This window comes from Paenibacillus sp. VMFN-D1 (assembly GCF_003386155.1).
In the GTDB taxonomy this organism is placed as follows: domain Bacteria; phylum Bacillota; class Bacilli; order Paenibacillales; family Paenibacillaceae; genus Paenibacillus_AQ; species Paenibacillus_AQ favisporus.
In genome coordinates this window covers 84,593-107,824 of record NZ_QRDU01000008.1, presented here as the reverse complement: position 1 = coordinate 107,824, position 23,232 = coordinate 84,593, and the positions used below count along the sequence as shown (strand labels likewise).

Here is a 23,232-nt window from a genome sequence, read left to right as displayed (position 1 = left end):
ACCCAGGCCAACACCACGAACGACCCATACAGTGCCCAGCGCAGCGCCTGATTCCCGTCCCCGAGAACGGACACGGAACCGGTCGCCCCGTGAACAGCATAGAGAAGCATCATCAGAAACGGGCTGCATAGCACCCAGCCCGCAAGCGGTGACGCTTCAGCCACCCCGGCGAGCATCGGCCCTTCGGCTGGCTGGCCCCTGCAGAGCTGGTACAGCCCCCATCCGCCCGCCCCGGCGCAGAATAGGCCAAAGCCGAGCCAAACCCGGTATAGATCCGTCGAAAAATACAAGCCGGAACGCCAGACCGCAGCCGCCATCACGGCAAACAGCGCAGCCCCCATCATCCACCGTGCACACTCTTTCATGCTCTACATTTCACGCTCCCGTTCACTCGTTCTGTTAGCCAGTATTTCCCCAAGCTAACTTGCCGAAACGGGCAGCCCAAAAGCCGAGCCTTCGTCCTGTGCACTGCGATCATGGAAGCTGCGCTTCATATCGTCTGCCTATTTGAACTGCATATTTGTTTACGATTGGCGGGTGCCATTCTCTTCATGCTCCTGCCGGAGTGAGCCTTCGGGCAGCAAATCGGCACATGCCTTCTCCAGATAAGGAGAAGCGCTGAGCAAATCGCGGAACGCGGTATACTCCTGCCACAATTGATTCCGGCTGCCGCTGCTGCCTTTAACCGCGCGGATCAAAATGTTCTTGGGCGTATGCTCCAGATCGATGAATTCCAGAAGCTGCGTCTTATAACCCATCAAGTCCAGCAGTTTGGCCCGAATGGCATCGGTCGCGAGCGCCGAGAAGCGTTCTTTCAGGATGCCGTGCGACAGGAGCGGTGACAGGGCGTCGTTCTTCACTTGGGAGAACAACTCATGCTGGCAGCACGGAACCGACAAGATCACCTGGGCGTTCCAGCGGACCGCCTTCTCGAGAGCGGCATCGGTCGCGGTGTCGCAAGCATGCAGCGTGACGACCATATCGACCTGCTCCAATTCGTCATAATCCGCAATGTCACCGACCAGAAACCGCAAATTTTGATATTCGAGCTTTTCCGCCAGCATACTGCAGTGTTCGATGACATCCGCCTTCAGATCCAATCCGACAACATTCAGCACCCTTCGCTCCTGGACCGCCAAATAGTGATAGAGGGCGAAGGTCAGGTACGATTTGCCGCAGCCAAAATCCACGATGGTGATCGGACGGCTGTCAGGAAGAGAGGGAAGGATGTCCTCGACCATTTCCAAGAAGCGGTTGATCTGTTTGAACTTATCGTATTTGCGGGCAAGCACCTTGCCCTGCTCGTTCATAATGCCGAGCTCGACCAGGAAGGGTACGGGCTCCCCTTCTTCCAGCACGTACTGCTTCTTGCGGTTATGCGCCAGATCCGCCGTCGTTTTGGTCGGGGACTTGGTCAGGATCGATACTTTATATTTTTTGCTGATCAGAATCTGGTAGTCCGCCTCGGGCGTGCAGATCAGCGCCTGCCGGAAGGTCTGCTCGAACAGCTCTATGATCGTCTGCTCGGCCTCTGCGGCCGTCAGATTCTGATGCACCACTTTGTTGGGATGAACATAAGCCAGCTGGTAATGCACTTTTTTCTTTAATTCCACGGGTTTGATCTGGACTTTGGTGAAAGAAATTCCCTCACGTTTGCGAAGCTGGCTTAACGTCGCAGTAATCAAAGTCGACTCCCCGATGATGTCGTGAATCAATTTGCGTAATGCTTCCAAGAGAGTACATCTCGCTTTCAACTTAAGATAAGGCTCGCTTCAGGCATTGATTCTGCGCCGCAGCGTCTCCATGCCTTCGAGCACTTCGCTGCGCGGGAGCCCTCCTTGATTCAGGGCTTCGTCTTCCCGTTCAAGCAGCCTTTCATAGAAGGAAATACCTTCGTCTTCCGTGATTTCCCGCTGATCGAGCAGCCGGAAGAGCACGTTCTCGGCTTCGTCGAACCGGCCTTCCTTCTCCTCGTAGGACAGCAGAATCTTCTCGGTCTTGACCGGAAGACGGTATCCCTTCACTTCGTCCTTCAGCTCCGCCACGCGGTCCTGCAGCTGCAGCATGGAGCGCTGAGCCCCGTTCAGGTCGGCGTATAGATAGAGGTGGAGCGATTTCATGAAACGTCTGAGCGCCTCATCCGCCTCTCCCATGTCTTTGTACACGCCGCCTTCCTCCTGCAGGAGCCGGGCTACGGTCTGCAGCTTGTCTGCCTCCACGCCGCCGCTCAGGCGAAACATATCAATAATATCTTCTACGGATAAGGAATTTAACAGACGGGTATTGAGACGGAAGTTCTTGCTGAGCAGATCGTCGATTTCCCATAGGGCTTCGGCATATTTCTTCTGCTGTTTCAATCCGAACACTTTACCAACCATTTCGACCATATCTTCAACCATCTGTACGAGGTAATCTTTGCGGAACATGGATCGTCCTCCGTCCTTCCTTCAGATCAGCTTGTCAGCTTCCCTTTGATTGTAAGGCATTCGGGAGGTCAAAGCCAGTTCTTGCAGGACTCATCAGAAAAAGGGAGGGGCCAGACCGGAGCCGGCATAGGGTAGACCCGGGGAAAAGAAAAAGCCGGAAGCCTGGGTCCGGCTTCCGGTTGAGTCATACGGATTATGCGTTTTTCGTCTGCTGCATATATTGAAGGATTACCCGCGCCAGTTCCTTCGGGGCTTCCATCATACTCATGTGGCCCGCCCCTTGGATCACGGCTTGGGTCACGTTCGGCTTATCCACCGTGAACACCTTCTCCGGCGGCGCGACGCTGTCATATTCTCCGGCAACCAGCAGCAGCGGCAGCACCGTCGCTGACATGACGTCCCGCCGGTCCGGGCGCTCCCGCATGGCGAGGGCGGCCCCCGCCGCTCCCTGCGGCGGTGTCAAATAACCGATTTCCTTGGCCCGTTGGATGAGCTCAGGATGAGTCTGGTCTGCATCAGGTGCAAACAGCCCGGGGATCAACCCGTCGATAAATGCGGTAACGCCTTCCGATTGGATCGTGCTGACTGCCTTCAGGCGCTTCTCCTTGCCTTCCTCGGTATCCGGATAGCCCGTAGAATGGATGAGGCCGAATCCGTTCAGCCGCGATGCGTAACGCTGTGCGAAGGATAGCGTCACATATCCGCCCATCGAGTGGCCGAGCAGCGTCACCTTCGGCAGGTCGAGCTCGTCCAGCAGCTTCAGGACATCATCCGCCATCTGCTCCAACGAGTAGGCGCCGAGCGGGGCGTCCGAGTGCCCATGGCCGCGCAGATCGACCGCGATGCACCGGTGGCTGCCCGACAGCAGCGGAACCAAAAGATCCCAGTATTCGGAGCTTCCGCAGAAGCCGTGGAGAAGCACAATCGGCTCACCTTGGCCATGATCGGTGTAACAAAGGGTATGACCGTCACAAATCAATTTTTCCATGATGACATCCTTCTTTCTATATCAGCTTGAATTTCACCGGTATGATCGTAATAGATTAGCAAAAATGAAGCATATATTAATTATGTATATTATTAAGCCAAAGGCCATAACTTGAAACGGGCCTCTGCCTCCGCCCCGCTGAGTCCGAATCCTTCCGCCGCGGCAGACGCGATCTGGCCGGCCATCGACATGACCTGGTACAGCGAGGTCATCTGCAGCGTCGAATACGGCCGCGGCCCGTTGACATTGACGACGGCTGCCACGCTGTAATGCCCGACGGCCGGCAGCATACGGCCCACCGATCTGGCGGGGAGCAGCGGCTCGTCCGACAGCAAGTAGCTTCCGACCGAACCCGGATGTCCCAGACAGGCGTCCACCGCGACAACGGTATGGTCCGCCGGTATCTCTGCGATGGCCGATTCCAAATTGTGCGCGTCGCAAGGAGAGGACAGCGTGCCGATGACATTCGGGACGCCGTATAGGACCAATCCGCTTCCCGTCAGCGGGCCGAGGGCATCCCCGGTGGACCGGTCGGTGCCGATACACACAAAAGTGATTTTATCCAGCGGATGGCGTTCATGAATCTGCCTGAAAAACGCGGTCAGCCCCTGCGCGTTCATCTGCTTGCTGCGCTTGGTGCCGCGGATGTGGTGGGGATCTTGAAATGACATGCCTGGCCTCCTCCCTGCTTCGTCCATTCTTCATTCGATAGAATGATTTTACTGCAAAATGATCCGGTTGGAAAACGGGAGCTTCTGGATGGGACAAAAAAACAGAGTAACGGACGTGAAGACATGCTACAATAGAACACAAGCTTAGGCACAGGAAAGGATGGGCGCTTGACATGGATTTATCCCAAAAGACACCTGAAAATATAGAGTATATGATTGAAGGCATTAAAACGAAGCTAAGAATGGCCAGCGGCGCAGCCATGAATGCATCAGCGTTCTCCGTCGACCGGTACGAGGACATCCAGGACGTCTACGACCTGGTGATGTCCAAGGACAATCTGAGTATTTCCGAGGTGGAAGCGCTGGTCTCAGAGCTGGGACGTCTGCGTAAAGCGTAAGGCTACCCTTTACATTTCGAAAGCCCCCTGATATCCGGAACCGCTGTAATCAGTCGATTCCCGGAACATCCGGGGGCTTTTCCGTCAAGGGACAGCAATTAAGGTATATCCACCAGTACAAATTCAGACTCTCCTTCGCTGCTTGTTCCTTTAATATGAAGATCGCATGATTTTTTTACCCTGGCCGAGTCTCCGGGCTCCAGATGGAATGTCCCGTCGTCGCAGCCGATTTCCAGGTGACCCGAAATCAGGAACAGAAACGTCCTGCGGTCCTCTTTTTGCGGGAACACCAATTCCTGCCCGGTCTCCAGGATCGGAAAACAGATGGACACGTCGGCATGGATGTGAAGCGCATCCGGGGACTTCGGCAACCCTTCCGCCGATCCGCTGACAAGCGGAACCAGCTTGTTAAGCCTGTCCTGCCTCGGAAAATGGTGAGCTTTCCATGCGGGCCTGTGGCCCGGTGTGGACGGCAGGAACCACATTTGCAGAAAGCGGACCGGCTCCTCTTCCGACGGATTGGTCTCGGAGTGCATCACACCGGACCCTGCGCTCATGGCTTGAACGGTCCCCGCCGGCAGCTGAACCTGATTTCCCATGTCGTCATTATGTTCAAGCGTGCCGGAGATGACGTAGCTGACGATTTCCAAATCATGATGAGGATGTTTCTTAAAGCCTTGTTTCGGACTTAGCTGATTGTCGTTATGGGCCAATAAGCAGCCAAAATGCGCATTGCTCGGATCATCATAATCGGCAAACGAAAAGCTGAATTCGCTGTGGATCCATCCCCGCTCCGACGTATGGCGCTCCGCTGAAGTCACTACTTTAATCATTTCCATCCACCTCCATGAACTGCATATGTTATTGGAATATGTAATTCTTACCCCCAACTTCGAGGGGCTAATCAACCCACCCTCGTTCTAGCCGCCAAAGACGGCTTGTACATGAAAAAGCCCCGCACTGCGCGCAGCGGGGGCCAAGGATTCCTCCAAGGGCATTCATTTACTTCTATAATATCAATCCAGACAGGCACCTCTGCCTCTAGCGGGACCGCTCCAGCGTAAATACGGATTCAGCGTGACCTACCTTCCGGCCGGCATCATTGTAGATGTCTTTGGTAAATTCGGATCGCAGGCCCTCCAAAAGACGGCGGCTATCATACCCGATCTGCTGGAGAATGGATTCGACCACCCAGCCCCATTCTTCTTCCGATCCGTCCAGTATTTTCAGGGCGATGCCGAGCCGCTCCTTTTTCAGACCGAAACAGTACACGCCTTTGAAGCCGCCTTTGGCGACAATGTTCGGATCCTGCAAAATGAATGTGTCCACCCGGCGGGTTCCGCCGACCATGGCCGGATAATGGTTCATGGCCGCTGTGATCGTTCTCACGGCCGTCCGCGTCGGTTCGTCCGGAATGAGGTCCGGGCAGGCCAGCTTCACATAAGCGTTAGCCATGGCGGACAAAGGCAGCGCAAAAACTGGAAAGCCGCAGCCGTCCGTCCCGAGTCCAATCCGTTCCGCTTCCATGCCGCTCATCATTGCAATCACATCCAGAATTTCCCTCTGCGCAGGATGATCCGGTTCTGCATACGTCTCCTCCGGGTTATGCCGCATCCGGCTGTAGCCCAGCACCCCCAAATGCTTTCCGGAACAATTGTGGTACAGGCGCCGCTTGTGTCCTTGTTCGCGAATGGTGTGCTCCTTGCTGTCTTCACTTAGAGGATATGTCGGCGCGCACACCATCTGCTCCTCATCCACCCCGATTTTCCGCTGAATGCTCTCCAGCACTTCGATATGCCGGGGTTCTGCCAAATGGGAAGCGGCCATAATGGCGATTTCCTCTTCAGTCAGCCCGTAATAATCCGCGATCCCCGCCCGGATCCCGGGAATGGCCTGCAGCGGCTTGGCCGCCGAACGCGTAAAGGTGACAAAATGGGGATCTCCCGCCGACGCGTACACCTCGCCTTGATCATTTACGATACATATATGTCCATAATGGGTACTTTCCACGATTCCGGCCCGATACTCTTTCACCAATAAAGCGTCCATACAGCCTCTCTCCTTTTCTTGTTGCCTACCTATGATACAACTTATTCAATGCATAATAAAGTTGATAGTCTGCAGGCTCATTTCCGGTTTAAAAAAGATGTGCACTCCACGATATTTGTAAAGCCACCTAAATGGCCAATTCATTAATATTATCCCATGTATTCGAAATCATTCCCCATATTTCGCTGATTATCTTCCTTTTTCACATCTGTTGTTTCACACCATTTCTCACCGTTTATATACGAAGTAAGATCGACGCGTTGACACCATGTCACAGCATTTAGAGAGTACTATCAAACCTTATAAAGAAGGAGGCGATCGTCATGTGGGGTATTATCATCAGTATCGTCATGGCCATCATTATCGGGATTATCGGTGATGCCATCGCAGGACACAACATGCCGGGAGGCGTGATCGGCGCCATGATCGCTGGCTTTGTTGGCGCATGGGTTGGAGCTTGGCTGTTCGGCGACTGGGGTCCTGTCATCGGTAACTTCGCCGTAATTCCGGCGATTCTCGGGACGGCGATCTTCGTCTTTATCCTTGGCTTGATCAGCCGCTTGTTCTCGCGTACCACCTAAATTGATATACACCAATAATAAATTAAGGAGTGATTGGTATGAATAAAGCAGAGACGGAATATCCGGTTCAAAGCGGAAGCAACTTCTTGAAGGGCGTATTTATCGGAGGTTTGCTGGGGGCGGCAGCGGCGCTGCTGTTTGCGCCGAAGACCGGACGCGAGCTGCGCGGGGATCTCTCCGACAAGCTGAGCGTCGTTACCGACAAGACGAAGGAAGTGGCCTCCGTCGTGACGGAAAAGGCAACGGATCTGGCCAAGACGGTATCGTCCAAGACGACCGATCTCGCCAAATCCGTCAACGAAAGCAAAAATACGATTATGGAAAGCGTCAAGCAGGCTTCGGCCGACGTGGCGGATGACATGAAGAGCGCATCCGGCGACGTTGCAGACGATGTCAAAAGCGCTTCGAAGGATGTCATGGACAAATCAGCCGATGCATCCAGCGATATCCGCCGGGAGCTTAATAAGACTTCTTACTAAGCTGCCGATTCACCCGATAGCCAGCTGACCAGCTGGCTATTTTCGTGCACAGGTCCGTGATCATTAAAGCCGGAATACCGGCTGAAGAAGGAAGGGATTCTGATGAGCAAAGCCAATCCTTATGACGTGGATGAACATCCTTTTGAGCTAAGGCACGAAGTGAAGAGGCTGAACAACCGCCTTGACCAGATTGCCGATTCCCTGGAGCGGTCCGAGCTTCAAGATATGATCGAAAACTATACGAACACCAAGAAGCGGCTGATCACCAACTTTACGGCCGGCTTGTCCCGCGGACTTGGCCTGTCTCTTGGAACCTTTGTGGTGCTTGGCCTGCTCGGATACGTTTTAAGCTTATTTGTCGATATGCCGGTGATCGGCCAATACATCGCCAACCTGCAGGATTACATCAGCCAATACAAATCGCAGTAACGGATCGTTTCATGATACTTTACGGGATAAGAAGAACGTCAGTCGACGATTCATTGAAAAAGAAACGGATGGTTCCGGGGAATCCGGGCCATCCGTTTTGGCGTTATGAAGGTGCCGGTTTTTCGTTCAACGCGAGGGTGACCGGTTCGATCTCCAGAAAGGCGCTCGTCTCAGCCGACTCCCTCGCCTTCAGGCAGATCAGGGCGCTCCGCAGACCGGCTTCGAGATCCGGGCCCGCCGCAGCCTGGCCTGCTAACCTTTCGACGAAGTGGCCGGCCAGCGCGGCGTCCCCGCCAAAATGGCGGCCATTCGCCTCAAGCTGGTATGTCTCGACCTGTGGCGCATGATGCAGATCGACCCGAACCGTCTGCGTGTAAAAATCAAACTCGAGCGTCCCTTTGTAGCCCAGCAGCCGGGCGCCGCGCCTTGCCGCACCCCGGCGGGCGAAGAAGTTCTGCGAATAGCTCACGTGCATACCGCTGTCGTACATGAGCATGGCGCTTCCCGAATCCTCGTTACCCGTGTCCCGGGCGAAACAGCAGTAATCCTGAATCCCGGAGCCGGAATCATCGGCAGTTACTCTTTCGGCACAGTCCCCCTCCATGCACGCGGAGCAGCGCAGACCGGCCGGCTTATCACCACGGAATACCCTCTTAGAGGTCATGGCCCCGATTCGGACAGGAGTCCCGCCGATGATATGGTGAATATAGTCAAAATCATGCGTAGCCTTCTGCAGAAACAAACCGCCCGTTTCCTGCTCGTCACGGTACCAGTCGTGGAAATAGACCCCGCCGTAGGGGACGTTGTTCACCGCCTGAACATGCTCCACCGTGCCGATTTTGCCCGAATCGGCGATTTCCTTCACCAGCTGAACGATCCCCGCCATCCGGAGCGGGAACGAGACGACGACTGGCGATGCGGATTGGCGGGCAGCCTCGTAGAGCCTGGTCCAGTCGGCCATTTGGATGGCCACGGGCTTTTCAAGAAAAAGCGGAATGCCTCGGGCGAGCACCTTGACGGCCATTTCCGCATGCAGGCTGCAGCGGGTGCCGATCAGAACGGCATCCAGTGCTTCCCTCTCCAGCATGTCATCAGCCTGCGCGTAAAACCGCGGGTCCCACTTGGCGGCAGCCAGCGGTCCCATTCGGTGCCTCACCTGATCCGGATTGACGTCAGTCACGGCGGCAACATGCAGTCCCGGGACAAACGCTTCCATTTCTCGGATCATCAAGCTGATCCGAAACCCGTAGCCGATCACGCCGAGCCGCATCATCCAGCTCCCTGTTCCGAACCAGGAACCATTGTGCCGCCTGGAGTTTTCGAGGTGAGCCGGAAGCTGTCAAAGTACAACCTAAACGGCTGCTCCAGCTGGAACATCCACAGCTCGATGCCTTTCATCTGCGTCAAATCCAGCCGCACTTCCCGCAGCGGCACGGTGATCGTCCGCGTCTGTCCCGCCGGCACCGAGACAAAGTGTGTATCATCCGAGCTGCCGTTCGTCTGATGAAATTTCACATAGAAGACCGCGGTCCGGTCAGGATTCGGATTCCGGACGTCAAACTGCAGCGCGCCATAGGAAGACCAGTCGGCGGACGCAAACCCGGTTCCCGCGCCAAACAGGCGGATGTTCGGAAACTTTACGACCGAGGCAAAATCGGCCTGCAGCCCTTGACCGCCGCTGGTCGAGAAGGCATCTGTCAGGTGAAGCGTTACGCCCGTTTTGGTCCAGCGGGCCACGTCGGCTTCCGAATCCGCCTCGTTCAGCGGAGCCGCGTACGGATAGCTCTCAGCTACCTGCAGTTTGCGTACGGAAGTCTTCGGCTCTCCATCCTTCGTTACCGCTATCTCTACCTCATGCATCCCCGGCTCAAGCGTTAAAGTCCGCTCAAATTTGTCGTAGCCTGCGCCGGTATCGGATGCCTCCAGGAGCTCTCCGTCAATCTGCACCTGCGCTCCTTTGGCCGTATAAACGGAGAACGTCCGGCTCGATTCGTCCGGTTTGCGGACTGTGACCAGCGGGACGCCCTGGGGATCCTCTGCGAGCTGCGCAATGAGGCCCGCCACCTCTTTGCGTACTTCCAGCAGACGCTCCGGCTCCTCCGGATAATCCCGCATATTCGTGTACAGCTCGTCGAAGAACGGCTGAAGCACGTCATGCGCATCGAATTCGTCTCCCAAGCCCAAGGCTGCAGCCGTTTGCTTCACAAGCTGCTCCAGCCGCCACAAGTATTCGTAATCCTCCGCGCCTTCGCGGAGATTCTCCAGCCGCAGCGTCGGTACCGGTCCGTCGATGCCCAGATCATAACCGGGATAGAACAAATAACCGTCGCCATTCGCTCCAGGGAAGGCGATCGGATCGGTCCATACGTCCCGGGGGACGTACTTCTGGCCGTTCCATTTCTGAAAAATGGTCGTCGACCAGTACAGCGTGCCTTCCACGCCGTAATCCTTCTGCTCCCAGGACAGCAGCCGGCTGCCCAGCAGATCATCGTCGGTATGGTAGGTCGGGAACGGATCCTTCGGCACGACGCTCGTATACCACCATACATGATCCCCGCTTGCCTGGAGCTGATGCGCAAAGCTCTCGTCGTATTTATTGACGAGCGCCACCCACGAATGAACGCTGCCCGTCAGCTCATCGACCGGCTGCGTCGTGTTAAAGCTGCGCACGTCCGGTGCCGCCTCCCTCAGCTGCTCGGCGATGCTGACGACCTGAGGATACCTCGCCGGTCCCGGTTCATCCACCATGCTCGGGTAGAAGTAGGCTTTGTCCAGCAGCCCCTTGGAGCGGAGCAGATCGACCAAGGCTTTGATTTTCGGTACATCTATCGATCCGTCGGTTTTGGTATACACCGGCAGCCGGTAGGCGGATACCTTCGGATTCTTAATATAAGGCTCGGCTCTCCGGACGAATTCCTCCACGTCGCCGGTCGGCACCGGGAGGTAGCTCGGGGTCAGCCTCTCCTCGACCGATGCCCAGTAATACTTATCCAGCAGGCTCCAATAAGCTTCCCCTTCGACTCCTCCGTGCGCGGCGGCAACCTGGTCCCCCCATAGGGTAAACGCTGTTTCCACATGGCTTTCATCGGTCAGCTCGAAGTCCCATACCGTAAACGAGATCGGGATCCGCACCGGGTTTCCCGTCTCATGCAGCGTGATCTCCCCCGTGTAGTTTCCGGCAGGCAGCCCTTTCGGCACATGCACTTTAACGTAAATTCCCTGATTTCGTCCGGCTTCAACCTGCAGCGTCCCGTTCAGAGGGACAAGCGCATCGGGGTACCAGCCGGCAGGATACGCGCCGGTCGTCGGCTTCGTGACTTGTATGTAATGCTCCGTAAACAGCTCGATCTGATCCTTGCCGATCTTGGCGCTGCCCCCCTCCTGCTTCAGCTCGCTGATGCTGACCTGAAGACGGCTGAGCGCTTGCTCCCCGGCGTGAATAATCACCTGTCCGCCTTCGTATTCATTACGCGCTGCCGCCATCTGAAGTACAGGCGCCGCCTGCTGCGGCACCGGATCGTCCCGGAGAATTTTATCCATGTTCGTCGGAACGTACACCGCAAACGACGGGGAGCTCTCAGCCGCAGCCGCCGGGCTCCACCAGCCTGTACCCAGCTGCATCCCGGCCAGCAGCATGGCGGCGGATACCGCCATCATCCCTTTCCTTTTCATCCAAACAGCCTCCTTAAGCCATAATGATGATCCTTCCTTGGGCAGGCCTATCATCTCCGAGTCAGCCGGACGACAAGGCCCCGCAACCTCCAAACATTCATAACGTGTTATGTAAATCCCAGCTGGTTTTGATAGCAGTAATTTTTACAAATACACCTCCTGTCTACGTTTTTTCTCCGCAGTACTTTGATCACATAAAGTAACGAACGTTATTTTTCCTGATTATGGCAGGTAGAATATAACATGATAAATATCTGGGGTCAATCCTTTTAAAATTCCTTATTCAGACTGTAATTTCTATGTTAAATTTCAAAAAACGCTTGACTTTTGAGTCCTGCACCCTAAAAATGTGGAATTAAAAACAGGCTCATTTTTATAACGCGTTATTAAATTGGTTTGGAGGCGCCGCTATGAGAGTGTTCAGGAAATACTGGGATTTGTATCTGCTCATCCTTCCCGTCTTGGTGTATTTGCTCGTCTTCCACTACTATCCGATGTTCGGCCTGCAGATTGCCTTCAAAAATTTTGTCGCCGTCAAAGGCATTTGGGGCAGTCCATGGATCGGACTCGACCACTTCCAGCGCTTCTTCGACAGCTATTACTTCTGGCGCCTCATCCGCAATACGCTGGGCATCAGCTTGTATGAGCTGGCCGTCGGTTTTCCGGCCCCTCTGCTCCTCGCGCTGATGATTCACGAAGTCCGTCACCGCTCTTTCCGCAAATTTGTCCAAACCGTCACCTATGCGCCGCATTTCCTGTCCATGGTCGTTCTGGTCGGCATGGTCCTGATGTTTCTGTCGCCGCAAAAGGGCGTCGTCAATCATCTGATCACCTGGTTCGGCGGCGAGCCGATCTCCTTCCTGACCGAACCCGAATGGTTCAAGACGGTGTATGTACTCTCGGGTGTCTGGCAGTCAGCAGGCTGGGGTTCCATCATCTATCTGGCCGCACTCGCCGGCATTGATCCGGGCCTACATGAAGCCGCTATCATTGACGGAGCCAGCCGCCTGCGCCGGATTTGGCACATTAACCTCCCCGGCATCATGCCAACCGTCGTGATCCTGCTGATCCTAAACCTCGGCAGCCTGATGGGGGTCGGCTTCGAGAAGGTCTATCTGATGCAAAACAGTCTGAACAAAGAAAGCTCCGACGTCATTGCCACCTATGTCTATCAAAGCGGCATTCTCGGTTCCCAATACAGCTTCTCGGCCGCAGTCGGATTATTCAATTCGGTGGTGAATTTTATTCTGCTGGTGATCGTCAACGCCGCCGCGCGCAGGCTGAACGAAACCAGCCTTTGGTGAGGAGGGATTCCCGTGGAGCATCCAACGATCGGTGACCGCATTTCGGGGGCATTTATTTACGCCGCCTTGGCCGTCATTCTGGTTCTTGTGCTTTATCCGCTCATTTATGTGCTGAGCGCATCGGTCAGTGAGCCTTCCGCCGTGATCGAGGGCCGGATGTGGCTGTTTCCCGTCGACTTGACGTTTACCGGGTACAACAAAATTTTCCACAACGAAGAAGTGCTGATCGGCTACCGCAATACGATTCTCTACACCGTGGTCGGGACGGCCATCAACCTGTTCATGACGACCGCCGCGGCCTACCCGCTATCCCGGAAGGACTTTGCCGGGCGCGGCGTCATTACCGCCATCCTCGTGTTCACCATGTTCTTCAGCGGCGGCCTCATCCCTACATACCTGCTCATCAAAAGCCTTCATATGATCAATACCATCTGGGCGCTCATTCTACCGGGGGCCGTGTCGGTTTATAACATCATCATCATGCGCACCTTCTTTCAAATGAGCATCCCGCCGGAGCTTCAGGAAGCGGCGGCGATCGACGGCTGCGGCAATCTGCAGACGCTGTGGCGGATTGTCCTTCCGCTGTCGATGCCCATTCTTGCGGTCATGCTGCTCTTTTACAGCGTTGGACACTGGAATTCTTACTTCAATGCCCTCATTTATCTGTCCGAGCGCAACAAGTTTCCGCTTCAGCTGTTTCTCCGCGAAATCCTCGTCAAGGGGGAAGTCGACAACATGGTTCAGGGCGGAGCGGCCATGATCGGCCAGGACCAACAGATTCTGGATGCCGAGATTATTAAATACGCCATGGTGGTTGTCGCAAACGTCCCCATTTTTCTGCTGTATCCGTTCCTGCAAAAATACTTCGTCAAAGGCATTATGATCGGCGCGATTAAGGGCTAATCCGCTCTTGTCGATAAATTTGATGTGTTCAGGGAGGTCTTATCCGTATGAAATGGAAAAAAGGCGCACAGCTGCTGACTACGGTTTTGATGGTGACCGGGATCCTCGCAGGCTGCAGCGGGGGTTCTGGAAACGGGCAGGCGGAGGAAAAGCCCGGCGGTGAAAACAGCGGTAAATCATCCGTTAGCGCAACCGGGTTTCCTATCGTGCAGCTGCCGATTACGCTGAACTTCTTTGCCGGGCAGGCGGCCAGCGCGCCCCCGGACTGGAACAAGGTCGAGATTTGGAGGGAATATGCAGCGAAGACGAACGTCAACGTCAACTGGCAGCTTACGCCCGTGGACAGCCTGACCGAAAAACGCAACCTGCTGCTGGCGGGCGGGGACCTGCCCGACGCCTTCCATACGGCGAGGTTTACCAGCGTCGATCTGGCCAACTACGGTGCCCAGGGGCTCCTGATCCCGCTGAACGACCTGATTGACCAATACGCCCCTAACTTTAAGGCGCTGATGGAAAAGCATCCGGAAATCAAGAAAGGACTGACGATGCCCGACGGCAACATCTACTCCCTCCCCACCTTCTATGATCCCGACTTCAAATCCGTTGTCATCGGCTCGGAGCTGTGGATCAACAAAAAGTTCCTTAGCGCTCTCGGAATGAAAGAGCCGACCACGACTGAGGAGTTCTATCAGTATCTGAAGGCTGTCAAGACAGGCGACCCGAACGGTAACGGCAAGAACGACGAAATTCCGTACGCAGCCAGCGGAGTCGGTGGACTGCTCGATCAGCTGAAGGGCTCTTGGGGTCTCGGCAACCGGGGGAACACCCACCCCCGCGTAGATATGGACCCGGATACCGGCAAGCTGAGATTTATTCCGGCGGATCCGAAGTACAAGGAGCTTTTGCAGTATGTGAACCGGCTGTATAAGGAGAACCTGTTCATTCCTGAAATTCTGACGATCAAAGGCAATGAGGTGCTTGCCAAAGGCAAGGACGGCCTGTACGGCTCCTTTATGTACACCAATGCCGATACGTTCGGCGACCATAAAGACGATTATACAGGCGCAAACGCCTTGACCGGCCCGGGCGGGGAGCGGCTGTTCTCCCGGGCGCGCTCCCCGCTCGTGGATGCCGGCGCCTTCGCCATCACCAGCAGCAACAAGTACCCGGAAGCGACGATGCGGTGGGCGGATTACTTCTACAGCGAGGAAGGCAGCACGATGTTCTTCATGGGCATCAAGGACAAGAGCTATGTCGTCAAACCGGACGGCTCCGTGGACTATACCGACGAATACAAAGCCGATCCGGAATTCGGGAAGAAGTACGTCACCTGGGCCGGCGGATATTATCCGGCGATGCTGACAGCCAAGACGTTTAAGGGCGGCGAGAGCTCGCCGGCGAACCTGGAGGCTGCGAAAAAAATCGAGCCTTACTATCCCGAAGAGGTATGGCCTCCATTCACCTACACCCAGGATGAAGTGGCCCGCTTCACCTCGCTTGAAACCGACATCAGCGCCTATGTCGAAGAAATGACGACCAAATTCGTGACGGGGGATGCCCCGTTCTCCGAATGGGACAATTACGTGGCCACGCTCAAAAAAATGGGGCTGGACGATTACATGGACATCTATAACCAAGCTTACGAACGGTACAAGAAGGAATAGGCAGCTTTTTTCAACGGAAATCGACCTATGCTATAATACAGCAAAGAACAGCCCGCAAGGCAGCCCATGTCTCGCCGCCACGGTTACAAGGAGAGTGTAATACGCATGTCCGTTACAAAAAAAGAAATTGCCGAGTACCTCGGCGTGTCCCGCTCCGCTGTTTCCCTCGTTCTCAATAACGCGCCGGGCAGCACGATTTCGGAAAAGACGCGCCAAAGGATCCTTCAGGCCGCCAGGGAACTCGGGTACAACGGGGCGGATGTCACGCCGAAGCTGTGCTTTATTTTGTACGGACGCGCCCCCGACGACCCCAGGTACATGTACGACCTCGCGACGATTGAGCAGGCGGCAAGCCGCCACCATTTCTCGCTGCTGTTTATGAACGTGCAGGCGGATGCCGAGGGGCTCGAAAAGATGCGCAAGGCGGTCCTGAGCAAGGAAGCGGAGGGCTACTTCGTGACAGGCGATCTGGACGATAAAGCGATCGACCTGATTACCGAAGCCAAGGTACCCTATCTTTTCTACGGGGGCATCCCCCGTGAAGGCACGAACAGCATCGTGATGGATCATGAAAAAGGGGCTTACGAGGCCGTGAAGTATCTGCTGTCGTTCGGACACCAACGGATCGCCTTCTTCAGCGGGAATTTGAACATTCCCATTCATCAGAAAAACCTGAACGGCTACTACCGCGCGCTGGAGGAAGCCGGGATTCCACTGGACAAATCGCTGGTCCAGGCCAGCAGCGGCGAAGACGGCTACGAGCTGTGCGCCCGGATGAATGTGCTCGATATCGGCTATACGGCTGTATTTTCCGTCAATACGGTTATTCAGTTCGGTGCCCTGCAGTGGCTGAAGGAGCATGGCGTACAGGTTCCCGGCGAGGTCAGCCTCGTCGGTTACGGCTTCTCGGAGCTAGCGAAGCTGAGCAAGCCGCCGCTGACCACTTTTTACGTGGCCCCTGCGAGCCGCGAGCTGGCGGTCAACCGGATGATCGAAATGATCCGCAGGAAGGATCTGGAGCCCCAAGTGACCTATTTGACCGAGATGGAGTGCTTTCCCGGAGAGACGGTTGCCGCGAACACGGCGAACACGAAGCTTTAAGCAATGACAAGCGTACGGTCGAGACTGGTGTTCCGCCCAGCGAAGTAGACAGCTATAGGAATAAACCAGGCAGCTTTAGTACGGTACTCCACCGGACTAAGGCTGTTTCATTTTAGGCGCTTCCTGTTTTCGTGCTATTCGTTGAGAAAGGCTCCCTTGAACGATGCCGCATGCAGAAAATGCCCCATCACTCTGCCCGCTCTTCCCCATAAAGCTCCTGCAGGTGAGCAATGTGATTGACCCCCCAATCATTCATTGCCTGCAGCAATGGCGTCATGCGTTGACCGTATTCAGTTATGGAATATTCGACCCTTGACGGGATCTCCTTATAGACCTCACGATGCACGATATCGTGATACTCCAGTTCCCTTAACTGTTGGGTCAGCATTTTCTTCGTGATGTCCGGGATCGATTTCTGAAGCTCGCTGAACCGCATCGTTCCATGGTTCAACAGACGGAGCAAAATCACGGGCTTCCATTTCCCGATCAGGATATCCAGCGCCGTTTCAAACTTACAGTAAGTATTCACGTACATCCTCCTATCCCTTGATTGGCTTAAGGTATATTTTTCGATACTACGTTTATTTAAAGTGCCTACTTCCATCATCCCACCCTTACTCCCTATTATATATCCATGGTTGAAGACGAAACAGAGCCAGGATAAGGAGCAGTGAAGACATGAACGTTGTACTTTGGATTGTGCAAGGAATTTTGGCAGCCGGATTCATCTATTCCGGTTGGATGAAGGCGTTTCGGCATGAACAAGCGCGGACAGCCTGGCCGTGGGTTGGAGACGTACCTAAACCGCTCGTTTGGGGGATCGGATTGATGGAATTGGCCGGGGTTCTCGGGGTGATTTTGCCTTTGGCCACGGGGATCGCACCAATATTAACACCGATCGCCGCACTTGGCCTGGCCGTGACTGTGCTGCTCGGAGCCGCTTTTCATGTGAGTCGGAAGGAATATAAAGAGATTGGCATCAATATCGTGTTTCTGGTGCTGGCGATCGTAGTCGTTATCGGCCGCTGGTAGCGTCGTTAAATGAACAATCCCCTCCAAGCATACGGCTGTGCGCTAACTCAGCACTTGTTTGCTTGCAGGGGATCTATCCGTCGTGCGGGATTAACCGATTAACTCGAGTCCTGTTCTTGATATTCGGCGGGATGCTAGATCTTCGATTTTTTGGATTTGACCTTGAGCAAATCGCCGGTCCATCCCTTCCGGTGCATCCAAAGGTACATGATGGTGGTGCTGAGGAACGTAATCAGCATGATCCCGACGAATCCCCATGGCACCTTGATGCCTGGCAGGTTCTCGAAGTTCATCCCCCAAATTGCACCTACTACCGTTGCCGGCGTAAAGATCGCCGTCAGGATCGTCAGCGTCTTCATGATTTCGTTGCCGCGGAACGCCGAAATGGCATCATCGATGGATATCAGTGTATCAATCTCATCTTCGTAATGGCGGAACGCCCGGTCCATCCGCTCGATCCGGTGCAGCAGCTGCATGAACGGCCGGCTGTTCTCCAGCTTGTCCAAATACCCCTCTCTGGCAGCCGCGATCAGCTCCTGAAACGGCGTGAACAAATTGCTCCAATACAGCAAAGCAAATCGCGAGTTCAGGATTTTGTCCATCAAGTACCGCTGGTTATCCATCTCCATCGCATGCTCCAGCTTGCGGAGGTTCGCTTCGAAATGATCCAGCCCGAGATGAAAATAGTGCAGAATCGTCCGGGCCAGCACGAACATACCGTCCACCGCGCTGTGGCATTGGTGCAGCATGGCCGTACGTTCTTCGGTAGCCATGATTTCGCGGGTATTCTGATCGAGGTTGATCGTAATCAGCTTGTCGCGCTGGACGTAAAAGTGAACCCGGTCCACGTGACCGCTGTCCTCCACTTCCGCTTTGACCGAGTAGGGCAGCGTGCCGAACATAACGGCATCCACGCCGTTGGGAAACCGGACGGACATATAGTTCTGTGCGATGTTCGGGATGACTTCCAGCCATTCCTCGATCAAAGGGCACGCTTCCTGCAGCTGCCTGAAGTCTTCCGATGACCAGTCCTCCACCACCAGATCATGCCATGTCCAGTGGCCTGCAAAAGATAATATATTGCTTGAAACCTCAGCCGCCATATGACCCACCTCCTCTATCTCACCATCCATATCTCTGTTCACCAAAAAGGACACGCCGTATATTCTCAAGGGAGAACTGGCGTGTCCTTACGAACTTCCGGTTGACTCGTTACCTAACATAAGCTTGTCCGTCATTGGTATGAATTAGACATGATTTCTTTCAGCTTTTCTGTTGCACGCTTCTGAATCCGCGATACGCTCATCTGGGAAACCCCCAGCTTCTGGGCGATTGAGCGCTGGGATTCACCGTCCTGGAAGGCAAGCAGCAGCACTTTCTGCTCCTGTTCCTTCAGCTGGCTCATCGCCTGCTGGAGGTCCATCCGTTTTTCCACCGAATCATAGTCGTTGACGTCCGAACTGATCAGTTCACCGAGCGTTGCACCCGTTTCTTCCTGGGACAGCGGAGAGTCCAATGAAACATAGTGGTAGCATTCGCGTCCGGCGAGGACCTCTACCGTTTCTTCCACCGACAGATCCAGGAATTCGGCGATTTCGCGGACGTCCGGCGAACGCTCCAGCTTGACGGTTAACTCATCAATAGCCTGCTGGACGAGTGCGCCCTTCTCTTTGATCCTTCTTGGAACCTGGATATACCAGGACTTATCCCGTAAAAAGTTTTTCATATGCCCGATCATGCTCTTCATGGCATACGGTTCAAACGGAATGCCCAAGCTGATGTCGTACTGCTGGAGCAGCCGGATCAGAGCCATCTGGCCGACCTGGTACAAGTCCTCGTAGAGGTCCGGGCGGTTACGGGCGATTTTACCCGCGGCCATCTTGACCATCGGTTCATATTTTTGGATAAGCACGGTGGCGATATCGTTGTCTTTCGTCTGCTGGTATTCCCAGATCAGACCGACCGCCTCGCTCATGGACTCGGGGGGAGTCACCTTATCATTCATACTTTCTCCTCACTTCTCATGAGCCGTTTGGTCATAACCACCTGGGTGCCGCGTCCGGCCTCATTATCTACCATCACATCGTCCATGAGCGCCTCCATCAAGTAGAAGCCGAGTCCCCCGATTTCCACATCATGAAGGTCTTTGTCATGCAATGTCACGGTGTTTTCGGTACGGTTCATCCGGTCAAAGCTCTCCCCGTCGTCCTTGACCTTGATGGACAATTGGTCATTGCCGATTTCGAACGTTACTTCCACCATGCCGCCTTCCTGACCATAAGCATACAAAACGGAGTTGTTACAAGCTTCCGATACGGCTACCTTCATATCTTCAATGTCCTCATAAGAAAAGCCCATCTTCGATGCGATTCCATACAAGTTCAATCTTACGATATCTACAAAATCAGCATTGGCCGGTAATGTTATTACGACTTTTTGAACTTCAGCATTCATACTGTCTTCGATCCTTTCCTATTGGGAATTCCTACTCGCGGCAAAAAACTTCGCAATACCCGTCATGTCAAACAGCCTTTGGATTTGGGAAGGAACCTCTTCCACAACAAAACGGGCATCCATCCCATGTCTGGCCTTCAATATGGACAATAGAATGCCGATCCCTGTGCTATCGATATATTTCAGATCCTTCAAGTTAATCACTAGATCGATTTCGGAATCCCCAACAAGCGGTTCCATGACAAGCCTGAAGTCAGGCGCCACCGATAAATCCAGTTCCCCGCTCAGGTAGACCGTGCAGGAACCTTCACGGCGTTCTGTCGTTGCATTGAATTTTTCGTTCTTATTCGTATTCATAGACATTCTCTCCCGAATTTTTTGTTTTTCTTGTATAAGAACAGTTAACCCTAAATTCCCCCGTTTGAATCAGCTTGTACGCAAGCTTATGCCTGGCAATATTTGGACACCGTCACATGGAGTTGGCATCGGAGGTCTGCAAGCCTTTGCTTTGTGCAGGAACCGGATGCTTCATCAGAATCTCCTTCACCGATTTCATATTGACCGGCTTGCTGATATAATCGTCCATCCCGGCTTCCCTGCACCGGCTTCGGATGCCTTCCATCACATTGGCGGTCATGGCGATGATCACCGGACGGTATCCCGGTGGCTGCATCTCGCGGATAAGGGCCGTGGCCTCCAGTCCGTCCATGACCGGCATTTGCAAATCCATGAAGATCAGCCGGTACACCGGATTGGCGCGGATTTTATCCACCGCCTGCCGTCCGTCCTCGGCCACTTCTGCTCTCAATCCCAGCTTGCCCAGCATGCTCACCATCAGCTTCTGGTTGACCGGATGGTCGTCTACCACAAGGATCAGCGGTTCTTCGTCTTTTGCAGACGGCAGGGAAACAAGCAGGTCGTCGCCCATGCCCATCATGCCGTCATCCGATTCAGGCTCGCTCGTCCGGATCGTAAAGATAAACGTGGCACCCTTCTCCTCGGTCGATTCCACGTAAATGCTGCCGCCCATCATTTCAACGAGCGATTTGCAGATGGCCAGTCCCAGCCCCGTGCCCCCGTATTTCCGGGTCATCGAAGAATCCAGCTGGGAGAACGGCTGGAACAAGCGGTTTTGCTTATCCGGCGTAATGCCGATACCGGTATCCTTTACAGCAAATTCGATCATGAGGCTGCCGTCTTCGGCTCTTTCCCGTAGTGACACCATCAGATAGACTCCGCCCTGATGCGTAAACTTCAATGCATTGGAGATCAGATTGATCAGCACCTGACGCAGGCGGGCCATATCCCCGTAAATGATGGGCGGGATTGCTTCATCGATAAAGTACACCAGTTCCAGATCCTTTTTCCCTGCTTCCATAGAAAAGAGGCTGAATACTTCCTTGATGCAGTTTTTCAGCTCAAACGGATGCTCCTCCATCTCCATTTTCCCGGATTCCATCTTGGTAAAATCGAGGATGTCGTTGATCACCGTGACCAGTGCGTCGGCGCTTTTGCGGATGATCTCCGTATATTCCAGCTGCTCTTCCTTAAGCTCGGTTTCCATCAGCAGATCCACCATACCGATCACGCCGTTCATCGGCGTACGGATTTCATGGCTCATCATCGCCAAAAATTCGGTTTTGGCCTTGGCCGCGATTTCAGCCGCCTCTTTGGCTTTAATGAGCTCCTGATTGGCTTTTTCCAGCTCCTGCGTTTTTTGCTGCAGCAGCATGGACTGGGTTTTATGCTTTTTGTTGGTCAAGTACATTTCCACAAAACCTTCAATTTTGGACTTCAGGATTTGCGGGATAAACGGCTTCACCATATAATCAATCGCACCGGCTGAATAACCTGCGAATAAATGCTCGGCTTCTTTACTGTTCGCTGAAATGAAGATGATCGGAATGTCCTTCGTTTTATCCCTTGCCTTGATCAATTTGGCTGTTTCAATCCCGTCCATACCTGGCATTTGAACATCCAGTATGATCACAGCAAACTCATCCTTCAGCAGGCACCGGAGCGCTTCCTCACCGGAGGTCGCCTTCACAAGATTATATTGCTCACTCTCCAGCACTGCTTCCAGGGCGAGTAAGTTCTCCGGACGGTCATCTACCAGCAGAATATGAATCGGTTCTTGAGACCCCATGGAATCCTCCCACTTCTCTAGTTAATCTTCCTGTAGATTTTCTCCACACGATCCAGCGGTTCGTAAGAATCACTGTATTCCGTAAACTGTATCGACTCTTTTGCTCCAAGAACCAGAATTCCGAAACGGCTTAAGCTTTCATAAAACAGGCCGTGGACATGATCCCTGAGCGTGTCGTTAAAGTAGATCATCACATTACGGCAAAATATAACGTTAAACTCGTTGAAGGAGCGGTCCGTTGCCAGATTATGCTCCGCAAAGATCATATTTTTGCTTAGAAAGGGCTGAAAAATCACCGAGTTATACTTGGCGGTATAATACTCGGAAAAGGAACGGGTTCCGCCCGCCTCAATATAATTTTTCGTATACAGCTTCATTTTCTCAATCCCGAAGATCCCCTGCTTCGCCTGCTCCAGGGAACGGTCGTTCATATCCGTGGCGTAAATCCTCGCCTTGTCCAGAAGTCCCTCTTCATGCAGCAGAATCGCCATGGAGTAGACCTCTTCTCCGGTGGAGCAGCCTGCATGCCAGATACGGATATACGGATAGGTTCTCAGCAGGGGGACGATCTTTTTTCGAAAAGTCAGAAAGAGGTTCGGATCGCGAAACATCTCTGTGACGGGAATCGACAGATTATGAACCAGCCGCTCAAAAACGGGCCGGTGATGCAGCACCTTCTCCTGAAGCTGGGAAATATTGCTTAAACTTTCCGCGCGTATAAAATGCCATATCCGGCGCCGGAGCGACGGAATCGCATAATTGCGGAAATCGTAACCATATAAACGGTGAATGCCTTCCAGAAGAAGCTCAAGCTCGATATCTTCCCGTTCCGTCTCATCCTTTACGGGGATGTCTTGATCTGTATGCCCCAAATCCATTCTCTTTCCTCCTGCTTACGTTTGCTTCAAAGATGAAAATGTAATGCTGTTATCTAT

The 23,232-nt window shown here is 53.9% G+C and carries 24 protein-coding genes; 9 read left to right on the top strand and 15 right to left on the bottom strand.

The annotated features are described in order from the left end of the window. Nucleotides 1–524: 524 nt before the first annotated feature. From C7820_RS31735 to yyaC, 4 genes are all read right to left on the bottom strand, one after another. Nucleotides 525–1,733, bottom strand: coding sequence for a class I SAM-dependent methyltransferase (locus C7820_RS31735; RefSeq protein ID WP_116234424.1), 1,209 nt, complete (start codon nt 1,731–1,733; stop codon nt 525–527). Nucleotides 1,734–1,772: 39 nt separating this feature from the next. Then, nucleotides 1,773–2,426 carry a DUF6483 family protein gene (locus C7820_RS31730; protein WP_116234423.1) on the bottom strand — a complete coding sequence of 218 codons (654 nt, stop codon included), beginning with the start codon at nt 2,424–2,426 and terminating at the stop codon, nt 1,773–1,775. 193 nt (nt 2,427–2,619) lie between these two features. After that, a complete protein-coding gene (locus C7820_RS31725; protein ID WP_116234422.1) occupies nt 2,620–3,414 on the bottom strand; it encodes an alpha/beta fold hydrolase in 795 nt (264 codons plus the stop codon). Nucleotides 3,415–3,506: 92 nt separating this feature from the next. Beyond that, nucleotides 3,507–4,085, bottom strand: a complete 579-nt coding sequence (yyaC, locus tag C7820_RS31720; RefSeq protein WP_116234421.1) for a spore protease YyaC — start codon at nt 4,083–4,085, stop codon at nt 3,507–3,509. Nucleotides 4,086–4,258: 173 nt separating this feature from the next. Between yyaC and C7820_RS31715 the strand changes: the two genes are divergently transcribed. After that, nucleotides 4,259–4,483, top strand: coding sequence for a DUF1128 domain-containing protein (locus tag C7820_RS31715; protein WP_076176065.1), 225 nt, complete (start codon nt 4,259–4,261; stop codon nt 4,481–4,483). A gap of 98 nt (nt 4,484–4,581) precedes the next feature. Here the strand turns inward: C7820_RS31715 and C7820_RS31710 are convergent, their stop codons facing one another. Further along, complete coding sequence (locus C7820_RS31710) at nt 4,582–5,316, bottom strand: pirin family protein (protein ID WP_116234420.1); 735 nt, start codon at nt 5,314–5,316, stop codon at nt 4,582–4,584. A 208-nt stretch (nt 5,317–5,524) separates the two neighbouring features. After that, nucleotides 5,525–6,532, bottom strand: a complete 1,008-nt coding sequence (locus tag C7820_RS31705) for an asparaginase (RefSeq protein ID WP_116234419.1) — start codon at nt 6,530–6,532, stop codon at nt 5,525–5,527. A 323-nt stretch (nt 6,533–6,855) separates the two neighbouring features. On the opposite strand from C7820_RS31705, the gene C7820_RS31700 reads away from it, so the two are divergent. From C7820_RS31700 to C7820_RS31690, 3 genes are all read left to right on the top strand, one after another. Beyond that, complete coding sequence (locus C7820_RS31700) at nt 6,856–7,113, top strand: GlsB/YeaQ/YmgE family stress response membrane protein (protein ID WP_076176073.1); 258 nt, start codon at nt 6,856–6,858, stop codon at nt 7,111–7,113. Nucleotides 7,114–7,151: 38 nt separating this feature from the next. After that, complete coding sequence (locus C7820_RS31695; RefSeq protein WP_116234418.1) at nt 7,152–7,592, top strand: YtxH domain-containing protein; 441 nt, start codon at nt 7,152–7,154, stop codon at nt 7,590–7,592. A gap of 102 nt (nt 7,593–7,694) precedes the next feature. Continuing rightward, nucleotides 7,695–8,021 (top strand): DUF5665 domain-containing protein, encoded by a 327-nt coding sequence (locus C7820_RS31690; RefSeq protein ID WP_116234417.1) that lies wholly within the window; start codon nt 7,695–7,697, stop codon nt 8,019–8,021. A 103-nt stretch (nt 8,022–8,124) separates the two neighbouring features. Here the strand turns inward: C7820_RS31690 and C7820_RS31685 are convergent, their stop codons facing one another. Beyond that, complete coding sequence (locus C7820_RS31685; protein ID WP_258875634.1) at nt 8,125–9,294, bottom strand: Gfo/Idh/MocA family protein; 1,170 nt, start codon at nt 9,292–9,294, stop codon at nt 8,125–8,127. Continuing rightward, nucleotides 9,291–11,693 carry a DUF4091 domain-containing protein gene (locus C7820_RS31680; protein WP_258875633.1) on the bottom strand — a complete coding sequence of 801 codons (2,403 nt, stop codon included), beginning with the start codon at nt 11,691–11,693 and terminating at the stop codon, nt 9,291–9,293. Before C7820_RS31680 ends, C7820_RS31685 begins: the two co-directional genes overlap by 4 nt. Before the next feature lie 410 nt (nt 11,694–12,103). Between C7820_RS31680 and C7820_RS31675 the strand changes: the two genes are divergently transcribed. The 4 genes from C7820_RS31675 (at nt 12,104) to C7820_RS31660 (ending at nt 16,665) form a co-directional block, all read left to right on the top strand. Continuing rightward, nucleotides 12,104–12,997, top strand: a complete 894-nt coding sequence (locus C7820_RS31675; RefSeq protein ID WP_116234415.1) for an ABC transporter permease — start codon at nt 12,104–12,106, stop codon at nt 12,995–12,997. Between the two features lie 12 nt (nt 12,998–13,009). Then, on the top strand, nt 13,010–13,900 hold the full coding sequence (locus C7820_RS31670; protein ID WP_116234414.1) for a carbohydrate ABC transporter permease: 891 nt from the start codon (nt 13,010–13,012) through the stop codon (nt 13,898–13,900). A 47-nt stretch (nt 13,901–13,947) separates the two neighbouring features. Next, nucleotides 13,948–15,564 carry a type 2 periplasmic-binding domain-containing protein gene (locus tag C7820_RS31665; protein ID WP_116234413.1) on the top strand — a complete coding sequence of 539 codons (1,617 nt, stop codon included), beginning with the start codon at nt 13,948–13,950 and terminating at the stop codon, nt 15,562–15,564. Between the two features lie 105 nt (nt 15,565–15,669). Then, nucleotides 15,670–16,665, top strand: coding sequence for a LacI family DNA-binding transcriptional regulator (locus C7820_RS31660; protein WP_181909262.1), 996 nt, complete (start codon nt 15,670–15,672; stop codon nt 16,663–16,665). A gap of 187 nt (nt 16,666–16,852) precedes the next feature. Here C7820_RS31660 and C7820_RS31655 read toward each other — a convergent pair whose 3' ends face one another. Continuing rightward, the gene (locus C7820_RS31655; protein WP_181909261.1) at nt 16,853–17,200 is read right to left on the bottom strand and encodes a winged helix-turn-helix transcriptional regulator; all 348 of its coding nucleotides are present in this window, start codon (nt 17,198–17,200) and stop codon (nt 16,853–16,855) included. 143 nt (nt 17,201–17,343) lie between these two features. Here C7820_RS31655 and C7820_RS31650 point away from each other — a divergent pair, with 143 nt between their 5' ends. Then, nucleotides 17,344–17,697: a DoxX family protein gene (locus C7820_RS31650; protein WP_116234411.1), complete on the top strand. Its 354-nt coding sequence runs from the start codon at nt 17,344–17,346 to the stop codon at nt 17,695–17,697. Nucleotides 17,698–17,831: 134 nt separating this feature from the next. Here C7820_RS31650 and C7820_RS31645 read toward each other — a convergent pair whose 3' ends face one another. The 6 genes from C7820_RS31645 to C7820_RS31620 all read right to left on the bottom strand — a co-directional run bounded on the left by C7820_RS31645 (nt 17,832) and on the right by C7820_RS31620 (nt 23,175). Continuing rightward, on the bottom strand, nt 17,832–18,800 hold the full coding sequence (locus C7820_RS31645; RefSeq protein ID WP_116234410.1) for a magnesium transporter CorA family protein: 969 nt from the start codon (nt 18,798–18,800) through the stop codon (nt 17,832–17,834). Between the two features lie 131 nt (nt 18,801–18,931). Further along, on the bottom strand, nt 18,932–19,702 hold the full coding sequence (locus tag C7820_RS31640) for a sigma-70 family RNA polymerase sigma factor (RefSeq protein ID WP_076176089.1): 771 nt from the start codon (nt 19,700–19,702) through the stop codon (nt 18,932–18,934). Beyond that, entirely contained in the window at nt 19,699–20,151 is a 453-nt protein-coding gene (gene rsbW, locus C7820_RS31635) for an anti-sigma B factor RsbW (RefSeq protein WP_076176092.1), read from the bottom strand. The genes C7820_RS31640 and rsbW overlap by 4 nt, the downstream gene beginning before the upstream one ends. Before the next feature lie 18 nt (nt 20,152–20,169). Beyond that, a complete protein-coding gene (locus tag C7820_RS31630) occupies nt 20,170–20,508 on the bottom strand; it encodes an STAS domain-containing protein (protein ID WP_116234409.1) in 339 nt (112 codons plus the stop codon). Nucleotides 20,509–20,620: 112 nt separating this feature from the next. After that, a complete protein-coding gene (locus C7820_RS31625; protein WP_116234408.1) occupies nt 20,621–22,297 on the bottom strand; it encodes a response regulator in 1,677 nt (558 codons plus the stop codon). 17 nt (nt 22,298–22,314) lie between these two features. Next, a complete protein-coding gene (locus C7820_RS31620) occupies nt 22,315–23,175 on the bottom strand; it encodes a CheR family methyltransferase (RefSeq protein WP_076176101.1) in 861 nt (286 codons plus the stop codon). Between the last annotated feature and the right edge of the window lie 57 nt (nt 23,176–23,232).